Origin of the sequence: Bacteroides sp. AM10-21B, assembly GCF_003472565.1 — a bacterium.
GTDB lineage: Bacteria > Bacteroidota > Bacteroidia > Bacteroidales > Bacteroidaceae > Bacteroides > Bacteroides propionicigenes.
In genome coordinates this window covers 77,376-89,432 of record NZ_QRME01000006.1, presented here as the reverse complement: position 1 = coordinate 89,432, position 12,057 = coordinate 77,376, and the positions used below count along the sequence as shown (strand labels likewise).

Below are 12,057 nucleotides of genomic sequence, written 5' to 3'. Positions count from 1 at the left end.
TGGCTGTAACGGGGAAACTGTTTATCTTTGCACCCGTTCTCCGGAAACCTGCGGAAATAGCTCAGTTGGTAGAGCATAACCTTGCCAAGGTTAGGGTCGCGAGTTCGAGTCTCGTTTTCCGCTCTCTTTGAAAGGATGCTCGAATGGTGGAATGGTAGACACGAAGGACTTAAAATCCTTTGGCCATTGCGGCTGTGCGGGTTCAAGTCCCGCTTCGAGTACTCTAAGGGACGAATCGTGTTTTCCACGGTTCGTCTCTTTCTTTTTATCTCCGTTACTTGTTGGATATGAATACTTTAGAAGAAAGAATTGGTTCACTCTTTTAGGTTCAATATGCTCGTTATTTTTGTCGTAAATAAATCCGTCAGGAAACACGAGTTTTTGTAGTCTTCTTCTTCCTTCTAATCCTTGCAACTCCCACAATTCAAATAAGTTAGAGCGCATTTTAAAAGCAAAATCAATGAATTTATCGAGGTTCAATATTTCTGTGTTCACTTTTGAAAGTTCGGTCTTTAAATCTCTGACTTCTTTCTCTAATTTCGTCATAACCTTTTCGCAAATGCTTTGTTTTTTCGCATCGGTACAGAGTGCATAATTTGTTTCTACTTGTTCCAACTCTTTTTCTTTAGCTTTGATGTTCGCTTTGATAGATTTGGCTCGTTCTCTGTTTTCTTGATTCATATATTCAAATGTGATGGTAAGTTGCATTTTTAAGAGTTCACTTACTTTGTCTGATAGGGCATACCTGTTTACTTCTTCTTCAAAGGCTTCATGTACCTTTTTAGTAGAACTGTTGTACTTGCATCCTTTTCGGCTGCAAACGTAATAGCCTATATCAGTGCGTCCGAATCTCTTTCGCATTTTGGTTGATATGCTGGCAGATAGATTTTTTCCGCAACATGGGCACTTGATACTACCTAATAATGGGGCATATTCCTTGTCTATCTTTTGTTCGTACCCACTATGATTTTTGGATAACTCTCCATTTACTTTCAAGAAGATTTCTTTTGGTATCAATGGAGGGTGATTTCCTAGTATGATGTCCCCCTGCAAGAATTTGTGTGCCATATAGCCACAATAAAAAGGGTTCTTGAATAGTTCTGATAGCTTCTGTTTACAGATATGGAAACCTTCTGCTGCCAGTCTATGCCTAATTTCTTCATTGGATAACTTGTTGTTTGCCTTCCAAAGAAATGCTTTCCGAATCAGTTTGCCTTCTTCGTTAATAGTTATAATTTGTTCCTTTTTGGTTGTTTTTTGGTCATATCCTCTAGGGGCTTTTCCAATCCATCTTCCTTTTAATAACGCTTTTACACTGTTTTCAATGGTAGTTGCCCGTTTTTCGTCATTCTGAAACCTTGCATTTGCAAGTTCCATGAGTTGCAGATACTTTCCTACTGGAGTACGTGGGTCATAGTTGGAGGTTGCAGATACTACGTATGCTCCTCTAGCCTCAACTTCTTCAATGATAGTTGTACTTCCCGTTCTGCTGAAACGGGAGGTACTAAACACTATTACTGTTTTTACGGGTTGGCTGCTGCCTTTCTTATTACTTTGTTTGATGAAAGCAAGCATACGGTTAAACTCCTTACGTTCTTTGTCGCTTTTGGCACTTTCATACGTGCCACCAAATTCACCAATGACAGTGTATGAACGTACTTTGGCATACTTTCTGCATTTGTCAATTTGTACTTCAAGGCTTTGCCCATCAACTTGCTCGCTTGAACTAACACGAGTATAAATGATGGCATTACCGCCTATTTGCTCTTTTTGTTGCTTTTTGCCTTTGGCAAAACCTTTTAAATCAAAATTCTCCATGTTGTGTATCTTTTTTAGTATATGCTTCATAGCTTAGAATTGAAAAAGCATATAGTGTATCAATTAATTCTTTGGTGTCTTCTTGGGTTATTCCTTTGAAGTTACGGTTTTCTCTGATTGTATCTATGTTTAAATGCTGTGCATCCATATTGTACTTTATTACAAAATTGATTATTATTAGAATAAAGAGAAAAAGTAAGTGAATGTCAGATTGTTTATTAGCAATATTTTGCATTTTACTACTCCGCACTCCGCATTTCCGCACTTTCTATCTCATTGCTTCCATTTGCTTGCTCGTTGATGGCTTTTGGCTCTGTATGATATTCTTCATATTCATCTACCCATTTTTTTATGGTCTTATCGCTGATGCCCGTCATTTTGGCAACCTTTCTATAACTCTTATGCTCTTTGTAGAGTTGATATACCTTTTCTTTTTCGGGGGTAATATTACCTGTTCCTTTAATCAAATCTTTTTCTCTTGCATATCCTTCTTCATTGAAGTATAGAAAGTTATCTTCTCCTTTTTCAATAGAGCAAACCAATACGTGTTCTTCGTTTAATATGATTTGGCTACTTCTGTTCTTTAACTGTTTTATGTATCGTTTTTCGTCACCGTCTGTTTTTGCTTGCCCTATGCAAAAACAACTGTCAATGAAGTTTCCAACATTCTTAGACCCTGCTAAATTGTCTAAAGTAATAGGAGAATTATCTTTTTTCTTGGGTGAATGTCCCAGTAGCAAGAAACTTGCTCCTAAGCTGTTCATGAATGTGCGTAGTTCGAGAATGAAGGTAGCCGCTTCATTTGCTTTGGATAGATTGGGGTGCAAACAAGTGATATTGTCTATAATGAATAATTTGATTCCTTTTTTTGTTACCGCTTCTTCGATTCTCATTCTTAGGTAGGCTCTGCGTTCTTTGAAATTTTTAGCCATATCAAAATCAAGATTAGGGCGATAGATATTTTGAGGGAATTTGCAGGGGATTGTGCCATCTTCGTTTGTATATCTATCACAGATTTGTTGAATATTCAATTCATAATCAAAATATAGAATTGGTTGTTTCTGAGCTACATGTTTGGCTATCTGCATTGCATAAATGCTCTTTCCACAATTACTTGCACCAAATAAAACACATAGTTCATTTTCGTACCAAAGGTTTTTGTATAGTGGCTCTCGCTTTGGCTGCTTCATACCTTCGGCTATAATATCATTCATTGTGGTGTATTCAAAACTATCTTCATTGAAAGTATTTTTTAAATTCATCATAATCATAATTTTTTTTAATGGTTATACATAGTGTCTTTGGTACCTTTTGACATTGCAAAGGTATAGTGATATGATGAATTGGGGATAGGACTTTTTTATACCTCACTTGTATTTTGTTGTTTCTTAGCGAGTTATATTTTGAAAGGGGATTTTGTGGGGGATTTGTAGGGGAAAATGAGGGGATTATGATAGATTGACTTATGAATTGTCACTATCAAAGCGATTGATTATGTTTCTGATGTCTTGGAATGAAGTGATTTTGAAGATTTCATTTCCGATTTCTATATATCCGTTGATATTCTCTTTTTGTTTTTTTTCAAAAAGTTCTTGAATTGGTACTTCTAGGGCTGCTGCAATTTTTTCGAGAACTGCGACAGAGGGATTACCGTTGATATGATTACTTAATCCAACACGGTTTATTCCCATCTTGTCCGCTAAAGTTTGGACGGTCATACCTTTTTCTTTAATAACTTCTTTGATTCGTAGTCCCATACCTATTTATTCTTGTTATATATGCAAATATACGTTTATTCTTAAAATGTATATTGATGGCGGTACATAAAATAAGTTAATGTAATGCTAATAATATACACTCCTGTTTGTTTATGTCTATTGAAAACACTACATTTGCGGTATAATAATAAATCAATAACACTACAATAAGATGAAGCGATATAATAAACAACAGGTGATGAAGGATGCTCACAGGCTTTACAAGAATGACTTTCAACGTAGGGGGCGTTCATGGTCGGAGTGTTTAAAAGCTGCTTGGAGTTGGGAACGAGATGCTGTTAAAACACGAGAAGAAAAAGCCGCAAAACTCGATGCGATGATTGCAGCAAGTTGGGCAGCGCATAATGCACGTAAAAATGAGAGTGTTCATAAGAATGAGTTTGAAGGTTTATCTGCTGATGCGGTTTCCTGGGCAATGGGATATAATCGTGGTAATGGATTTTATTGTGGGGATTAAGTATTCATTATTATAACTTTTGAATATAAGTTGATTATCAATGCTTTAATAATAAATGGGTTCGTGTTAGATTCAAAAACAATAGATTTCAATTAAAAAAGAATATTATGAGCTTAAAAAATAGTTATGTTACTTCGGATTATATTGAATGGGATACAATGCTCTCATTGGTTAGAAAGTTATATCGTGACAAGGAATACCGTTTGTCTTTGCTTATTGGTTGTGGCTCTTTCTTTGGGTTGCGTATATCAGACCTTTTAACTTTAACTTGGTCAATGTTGCTAGACAGTCACTCTTTTGTTATTATCGAAAAGAAAACGGGAAAACGCAGGGAAATTAAAGTGAATACTAACTTTCAGAAGCATATTGCAGACTGCTATGCGGCTTTGAAGATAATGGATAAAAATGAAAGTTGCTTCATTAGTCGCAAAAGGACGGTATATAGTACGCAGAGAATCAATGTTTTGTTTAAATCAATAAAAAGTAAATATGGATTGAAGATAGAACACTTTTCTACTCACTCAATGCGAAAAACATTTGGAAGGAGAGTTGTTGAGGCTGCTGGAGAAAATTCAGAATTTGCTCTTATCAAATTGTCAGAATTGTTTAATCATGCTGATGTAATGACTACACGTAGATATTTAGGATTGCGGACGGAGGAATTACTTGAAACCTATGATATGTTGTCTTTTTGATTAGAAAATAGTTCTTTTACATTAAAATAAGCCGTTCACAAATAACGTTTTCGCTGAACTTTTACTATTTTTGTACCGTTGCAAATTGCAACTGCATAATTTAGGAAGCGTTTAGCTATTCTGCATTAGTGAATCTCGACAACTCACCATGTGGCAGGAATAACGGAAAACGTTCTCCTTAGGTGTGTTATATATGTTTCCAACAACATATACTGCCTAAGGTGTGAGCGGCTTTTTCTTATTCGTCACAGGGCAGTCGAGAGCCTACTAATGGAATAAGTTAAGTTGGCTCACACTTCTTTTTATAATCTTCCCTTTAGAGCCTACGGGAAACCTTTTAATAATCAGATATGGCTTTTATAAAATGCTTTTCCAAAATCATGGAAAAATCCACATGTTTACATGGTATTTATCTTCTATTATCAATCTTATTGGTAACACTCTTTATTGGATGTGATTCTAATAAAAAAATAGAAAAGGGGAATATTGAGGGTATTTCACAAAACATTCAAAATTGTGAAGAAGTATATCCATTTAAAGAAGGGTTAGCACTAGTCTGTCAAAATGGTAAATATGGATTTATCTCTAAAAAGGGAGAAATGGTAATTCCTTGCCAATATGAAGATGCTCTATTTTTCTCAGATGGTATTGCAATAGTTTGTCAAGAAGGCAAATATGGAGCTATTAATAAAATAGGTGAAATGATAATTCCATTTCAATATGATTATAGTCTGAAAACATTAGATTGTTTAGTCATATTAAATCAGAATGGAGGATATGAATTAGTTGATAGTCAACGTTCAGCAGGGGTGTTTTCCTTTAATAATTCAGGTATTGCCAGCTTTTCAGAAGGATTGGCTAAAATCTTTTCAGATGGCAATTATGGTTTTATTGATACCAAAGGGAATAGGGTAATAGCTTGTCAATATGCTGATGCAGGTACTTTTGCTGATGGTTTGGCAATAGTCAAACAAAATGGTAAATGTGAACTAATTGATAAGAAGGGAGATTTAGTATTATCAAGTCAATATGATTTCCCATATCTAAACTACTCAGAAGGCTTGATTCATATCATACAAGAAGGTAAATATGGTTTTATGAATACCAAAGGAAATGTGGTTATTTCATGCCAATATGATAATGCTTTTATATTCTCGGAAGGATTTGCTGTAGTATGCCAAAATGGTAAATACGGTTTCGTAAACACTAAAGGAGATTTGGTTATTTCATGCCAATATGATAATGCGTTAAGTTTTACAGATGGCTTGGCTCGGGTTTGTATGGATGGTAAATATGGTTTTATAAACACTAAGGGACGTTTGATTATTCCTTATCAATATGATGCCGTTGGCATGTTTTCAAATGATTTGGCTGTAGTTGTGCAAAATGGTAAGTATGGATTTATAAACACTAAAGGAGAAATCGTAGTTCCTTGCAAATATGAATTAGCCACTGATTTTTCAGAAGGATTAGCAGTTGTAAAATTGGATGGAAAATACGGTTATGTAGATGGAGAAGGAAATGATACATTTCTAAAGGGTAATTCTGATGAACTTGAATATTCTGCGATAAATAATGCGATAACGAATCTTTCTTCTGAAAGATATGATTTAGTAAGTTGTAATGGTAAATATGGAATTTATGACACGGATAAAGCTGAAATATTGCCACTATATTATGATATGATACGGAACACGATAGAAGATGGGAATAATGATTTTTTTATAGTGGAATTAGATGGGAAAAAGGGAGTGGTTTTGAAAACGGGAACTACATTAATACCAATAGAATTTGATAATATTGATTATTCAGACGGAATATATCATGGCTTTTTTGAAGTTGAAAAGAATGGTAAATTAGGGCTATTTGATAAAAACGGTAATAATATAGTTCCTTGTCAATATGACAATGTACAATTGAATAGAACTGGGTATCCGTTTGGGATTTTTGTTGTACGACAAGATGATAAATATGGTTGTGTCGTTAATGGCGAAGAAAGAATACCTTGTAATTATTATAGTGTTATTGTTACAGAGGATTATATAATAACAAGCCTTGACGGGGAATTAAATCCTCGGAGAGCTATGGATATCACAAATAAACATCAAGTGTATGATAATGGCTATAGAATTTCAGAAGATGGATATTTCATTGATGATGAAATAACAAGAAATATGGATGATGAATATTTTTCCTCTGATGGTAATCGCGAAGATGATAATTTAACGAATAGATTGTTGCAAAAAGAAAAAGAAATAAGGTCTGCTGTTGATGAACTTGCACGTTTAGAAGAATCTCCGTCACTTTCAGCAAATGAAATATTAAAAATTCAGTTGTTAAAACAAACTATTGCACGTAATTGCGATGAAGCTCTTAATATAGCCAAACAATCAGGAGACAAAGATTTGGCTCGCGAATATGAAAGACGAAGGGATAATACTGTTAGAGCTTTACAAATAATGAAAAGATAGATTATAATATGAAAAAGAATATATTATTGTTCGTTCTTTTTGTTGTTCTTATATTAATAATAGGAGAATGTGGTAATAGAAGCAAAATAGCAACCGAGCAAGTAGACAATTCGAAAATCGTTAAAAAGCAAAAAGATGATTTAAGTTGGTTAGTTGGTACTTGGGTTGGACATGATAATTATATGAATCAAGACTGTGCTATTGTTTTAAAAGCTAATGAAGATGGTTCCTTTCTTAAAAAAGGTGGTGGGTATGATACGTTTTATATTTTAGGCAGTTGGTATATTTCTGATAATGGCAGACTGTGTGTCTCGTCAGGTGAAAGAAAGGTGTATTTTGATATAGATAGAGAAAATATATCCTTAATTAGTAATAATGGTACGACTTTCAGGAAGAAGTGAACAATGTTAAGCGGTGGTATTTTCCACCGCTTTTTTATAAGATGATATTCGCAAATCTTGAAAGTGAATTTATACTTTCATCTTGTTTTAGTCTTCTTGTATTAATTTTAAAATAGTTTCTGGGATTTCTTGGACAACATCACTTGTTACTATGGAAGAATGATTTTTCTTAGGGTTATATTTCCAGTGGATGGAAGTCACATTACAATTTCCAACCACTTTGAATAGATTTATAACTTCATTTATGTCGATTTTATATAAATAATCTTTTTTGGAATCCGATGTAAATAGTAAAGCCATAAGTATATATTTGCGTCTTGGCTTCTCATTTTTGACATCTATTATAGGGCAGAATATGAAACTATGAATAAATTGATTTATTAAAAAATCAAGAGCAAAAGTTGCATCTAAAGGATTTTCTAAGTCATAAAATTCATCCAAATGGTAATTGTTAAAATGATGAATTCCAGCTTTTATTAGTTTGAATTTTGTTCCACGAATATTAGTTGAAGCTATTTTGTTGGTTAATTTATGAGACTCTATTAATTTTCTAATGATATAAAATCCTATCATAACATTTTTTTCTAGATTCCCATATTGTACGCTAGTCCATCTTTTTTTGTTACATTGACTTTTCTCTATAAAAGTAGCGTATTTTATCAATTCGCTTTTCCAATAATAGCTTTCTGAAATCATAATACTTCAATATTATATAAAATGTAAGAAACAACCATTATCTCTCTATAAGTTTTGCTTTGGGATGATGTGTAGAACAAATCTCTTTAATTTCTTTTTTATGCTCGTCAGTCATATTCTTTCCAAGAATAACTTCAACGATAGTATTCTGTGGTAATTTTATATTTCTAACGTCATTAGAAACTTTTGTACTCCACATTTTTGTTAATCGATATTCTTCTTCAAACTCCCATTTCGACTCTTTGTATACAATTTTTTTTATAATTTTCTCATCATTATTATCCCTAATAAAATCGACAATAGGAAGTTTGTCTACATATATACACGGAACACCACCCCCCACAACGCTTGAAAGCAAATCTGTATCAAAACCAATACACAGTCCTTTATGGTTGTCTGCGTATTTTTCCCACATTTCTTCTCGATTAGAATTCGCTGTTGTGCTTAATACTCCAAATACATCATTAAATTTCTCATTATATTCCTTTACTAGTTCTTCTAATTGTTTAGGATTAGCTAGTGGAGAATTTACTGACCAATGTTTTGCAAAATATTGATGCTGTTGTGGTGTATAGTGAATATTCTTTGTTTTAGAAATAGACAGAAAATAGCTAAAAAGTTCTTCTCTTGAAGGAAATACTTCGGGAACATTGCAATCTAAGTTATCCTCAAAATCTCTAGGTGAAGATAAGTAAACTTTATTTTCTGTTAGAATAGTTTTGTGATATTCATTACTCCATGTTCGATATTTATATAATACTTTGGGGATAGTATGTTTTATATCCTCATAATTTACATATTTCAAATCCATAGTCTATTAATTATTAAATATATAAAGTACAAAGAAAATAATAATTAATGGAATACGCTAGAAAATGGCTTAAATATAGATATCCTAAATACTAATTTTATAGTTACAATATTCACTAAGAATAGAAGTGAATATTAGAAATGGATTTATATTATTGATTATGAGTGTTTTATGTGAATTGGCAAGAAGTGCGTTAAAACTAATATTCACTTTTAGCTAATAAGCTGTCTTTTTGAACGTTTTATATCAATATGAGCCAATATCCATGAAAGCCAATTTTGTAGGCTTACAATGAAATTTGTATCTTTACGGCAGTTTAAATGCTGTTGATATGATACTATCACAAGAAGAAAGAGAATATATTCAATTATTCAAAGATATGACTGTGGTTCTATATGCGGATAGCGATATAGAGCCACTTTTAACTTTTTGCAATCAGTGCATAACAAAAGAAGCTGAAATCTTTTCAAGTATGTCAAGACACTTGGAAATGATGCGTAAAAAGAATAATGACATTCAGAATGCCCAGTATCTCAAAAACGTGATAAATGGTGTTATAGCCATGCTTGGCAATGAAAATGTAATTTTATATGATAATATTGAACAATTGGATGTACTGTTTAGAAAGCAAATAAAAATCACTCTTGCAATCTTTAATAGTTTAGATAAGGAGTATATAAGTAGTCATTCATTGGAGGAAATTAGCCAATATATATGCGATAATTCATTTATTAAGAACTTGGATATTAGGTTAATATCTTTTTTAAAGAAGTTGTACGCTAAGAATAATACCATTGATGAAAGTGATAAAGATATTCTGATTGCACTAATTAAGTACTTTTTGTATGACATGCAGCATAAGATTAAATATAACTATATCAATATGCTGATTATAGAAAATCAAGAACAGCCAATCATAGAAGATAAAGCCAAAACATTGCAGTCATTTCTGTTTTATGCCCAAAGAATAGCGGGGATTCGTTATCAGAAAATAGTTGTGAATGAAGCTGTTTTACTTAATGATGATACTATTATGGAAATCGAGAAAGAGGCTTCTGTGGATAGTATCTTATCTAAAGATTCTTCTCAGACTTTAACAGAAAAAGAAGGTCTTTCAAATAAAGCCGTTCAACCGCTGGCGAATGAAAAGAAAAATAGTAGTACAATATTGGATAAAGAAAAGTTATTGGAAAAATTATGCCCTTCTTTACATAATCGGGAACAAGTCAGAAAGATACTTGAAAAAGTTGATGAAAGGTTTGAAATATCCAATGGTGAATGTTCTAAATTGGATATTGCTACGCTTTGTCTTATATTGAAAGAAAAATGCACCTTGTTCAATAAGAATATTAGGAATTTCTCGGACTTTAAAGGATATATTTGCTCGTATTATGGTGTTGCTAATCCTTCATATAAGAAGAATGATTGCCTTGTTTGTGATGGAATGTCCCCATCTCGTTTTGATGAACTGTATAATGATAATGGGGCTTTTTGGAACTTATGTTTACGTAAAAATAACCAATATTGATAGATTATATGCGGAAGTGCGGAGGTGCGGAGTGAAATATAGTAATTGCTATTTCTGATTCCGCACTCCGCATATCCGAAGTTAATGTTTAATTTTCGCTATATTGTTTTTTTGAACTACGTTTTTTAAAGAGGCTTTTCTCTGTATTTGAATTAGTTACCCTAGAAAACTGCCGTTGGCAGGGGTGGTTGTTATACCCTTCTGATAAGAGGTCTGTCCAATCTATTGCTTTTCCGTCTTTTTCAAATCTGATAAGGCTGTTTAAAGTGTAACCAAAAAGTTTTGCTAGGAATTTTTCATCAGCTAAAGAATAAAATGATAATTCATACCTGGTTTTCGCTATATAATCTTTGATTTCTTCATTGTTGAGATGAACTTCTAAACGGTGCAGTTTTGCAGGATTGTTATAGTGGTTATTTATGTATGTTTTATCCGAACTATTGGTTATTTCAGCACCCTTATTATATGCTATAAGGGTGCTACCTTTGCTCTTATCTTTTATAGCTTTTTTCTGTTTAATGTTGACGGTTAAGTATTTATCTTTATCCATATTTCCACTGAAAGTATATGTGATTTCGGGGCGGTCTTCTTTACGATTGGTGATTCTTTTTCCGTTCAGAAGCGTTGTTATTTGTGGGTTTCGGATAAGTTTTCGTATCAGTCGGGCTATGTCGTTTGACATATCAAGACATAGGTCTAGGGTTGTTATATTGTGTAATTCTAAGCCTAAGTTGTCTTCAATAAAATCTAAATAGTATATCTCATTACTGTATAATACACGATTGGAAATACTAATCCATGCTTTTTTATATCCGTTTTGGTGGGTATTGCTTTCTTCTTGATTGTCATTGATGCCTAAACGTAGTTCTCCAAACAATTTATCTTTTCCCATGTCATTATAACGTATTTCATAAACAAATTTGAAGTGCTTTCCTTCTATTCGTCTTAGGTAGAAATACAGAAAATCAATTTCTTCTCCAATCTCTTTGTCTTTTATGACATTGATATTGTTGGGTTCTGTCACTTCGTAACAGAGCCTCAACGCATCTATATTTAAACCGTATATTTTATTCATGTTCTTCATTCTTATTTTCATTATTAGGTTGGTTGGGTACTGTTGCCCAATACTTTTTCAGTCCGTTAGATATAGCTTGGGTGTGAGTGGCTGATTTTGTTCTACCTCTTAGACTTTGGCTAATCTTTTGTTTGGTTGTATCATTCAGTTGTCGATACTGTCTTTTGTAGTTGTTATCCATACTTTATTTATTTAATGTATATATAAATATGTAGTTTGGTAAAAAAGTAAAGTCTAATAAGCTGATTTCTCAAAAAAAATATCTGGAATTTTTTTAGTATGGCTAACAGTTTGCTCTTTATCACACCTACTGAAATAACGGTGTTT

Annotated in this window: 12 protein-coding genes, 2 tRNA genes and 1 pseudogene; 7 read left to right on the top strand and 8 right to left on the bottom strand. The window is 33.0% G+C overall.

The window, feature by feature from the left end; translation table 11 throughout:
* The first annotated feature begins 50 nt into the window (after positions 1-50).
* Both DW121_RS09275 and DW121_RS09270 read left to right on the top strand, forming a co-directional pair.
* A tRNA-Gly gene (locus DW121_RS09275) sits at positions 51-123 on the top strand.
* A 14-nt stretch (positions 124-137) separates the two neighbouring features.
* Positions 138-221, top strand: a tRNA-Leu gene (locus DW121_RS09270).
* A gap of 757 nt (positions 222-978) precedes the next feature.
* Here the strand turns inward: DW121_RS09270 and DW121_RS15930 are convergent.
* From DW121_RS15930 to DW121_RS09250, 4 genes and pseudogenes are all read right to left on the bottom strand, one after another.
* A pseudogene (locus tag DW121_RS15930) lies at positions 979-1,818 on the bottom strand (recombinase family protein); the annotation flags it as partial.
* Positions 1,805-1,966: a hypothetical protein gene (locus DW121_RS15715; protein WP_187120022.1), complete on the bottom strand. Its 162-nt coding sequence runs from the start codon at positions 1,964-1,966 to the stop codon at positions 1,805-1,807. The pseudogene DW121_RS15930 and the gene DW121_RS15715, both read right to left, overlap by 14 nt.
* A gap of 91 nt (positions 1,967-2,057) precedes the next feature.
* Complete coding sequence (locus tag DW121_RS09255; protein WP_233555795.1) at positions 2,058-3,089, bottom strand: AAA family ATPase; 1,032 nt, start codon at positions 3,087-3,089, stop codon at positions 2,058-2,060.
* Positions 3,090-3,281: 192 nt separating this feature from the next.
* Complete coding sequence (locus DW121_RS09250; RefSeq protein ID WP_118323628.1) at positions 3,282-3,575, bottom strand: helix-turn-helix domain-containing protein; 294 nt, start codon at positions 3,573-3,575, stop codon at positions 3,282-3,284.
* Between the two features lie 172 nt (positions 3,576-3,747).
* Here DW121_RS09250 and DW121_RS09245 point away from each other — a divergent pair, with 172 nt between their 5' ends.
* The 4 genes from DW121_RS09245 (at position 3,748) to DW121_RS09230 (ending at position 7,620) form a co-directional block, all read left to right on the top strand.
* A complete protein-coding gene (locus DW121_RS09245) occupies positions 3,748-4,053 on the top strand; it encodes a hypothetical protein (protein WP_181993222.1) in 306 nt (101 codons plus the stop codon).
* A 107-nt stretch (positions 4,054-4,160) separates the two neighbouring features.
* Positions 4,161-4,748: a tyrosine-type recombinase/integrase gene (locus DW121_RS09240; protein ID WP_118323627.1), complete on the top strand. Its 588-nt coding sequence runs from the start codon at positions 4,161-4,163 to the stop codon at positions 4,746-4,748.
* A gap of 380 nt (positions 4,749-5,128) precedes the next feature.
* On the top strand, positions 5,129-7,219 hold the full coding sequence (locus DW121_RS09235) for a WG repeat-containing protein (RefSeq protein WP_233555794.1): 2,091 nt from the start codon (positions 5,129-5,131) through the stop codon (positions 7,217-7,219).
* 8 nt (positions 7,220-7,227) lie between these two features.
* On the top strand, positions 7,228-7,620 hold the full coding sequence (locus DW121_RS09230) for a hypothetical protein (protein ID WP_118323626.1): 393 nt from the start codon (positions 7,228-7,230) through the stop codon (positions 7,618-7,620).
* 87 nt (positions 7,621-7,707) lie between these two features.
* Here the strand turns inward: DW121_RS09230 and DW121_RS09225 are convergent, their stop codons facing one another.
* A complete protein-coding gene (locus DW121_RS09225; protein WP_118323625.1) occupies positions 7,708-8,316 on the bottom strand; it encodes a hypothetical protein in 609 nt (202 codons plus the stop codon).
* A 37-nt stretch (positions 8,317-8,353) separates the two neighbouring features.
* Positions 8,354-9,127, bottom strand: a complete 774-nt coding sequence (locus DW121_RS09220; protein WP_118323624.1) for a DUF2971 domain-containing protein — start codon at positions 9,125-9,127, stop codon at positions 8,354-8,356.
* 331 nt (positions 9,128-9,458) lie between these two features.
* Between DW121_RS09220 and DW121_RS09215 the strand changes: the two genes are divergently transcribed.
* On the top strand, positions 9,459-10,655 hold the full coding sequence (locus DW121_RS09215; protein WP_118323623.1) for a hypothetical protein: 1,197 nt from the start codon (positions 9,459-9,461) through the stop codon (positions 10,653-10,655).
* 88 nt (positions 10,656-10,743) lie between these two features.
* Here DW121_RS09215 and DW121_RS09210 read toward each other — a convergent pair whose 3' ends face one another.
* Both DW121_RS09210 and DW121_RS09205 read right to left on the bottom strand, forming a co-directional pair.
* Entirely contained in the window at positions 10,744-11,730 is a 987-nt protein-coding gene (locus DW121_RS09210; RefSeq protein WP_187120025.1) for a hypothetical protein, read from the bottom strand.
* Complete coding sequence (locus DW121_RS09205) at positions 11,723-11,911, bottom strand: hypothetical protein (protein ID WP_118323622.1); 189 nt, start codon at positions 11,909-11,911, stop codon at positions 11,723-11,725. The genes DW121_RS09210 and DW121_RS09205 overlap by 8 nt, the downstream gene beginning before the upstream one ends.
* Positions 11,912-12,057 lie beyond the last annotated feature (146 nt).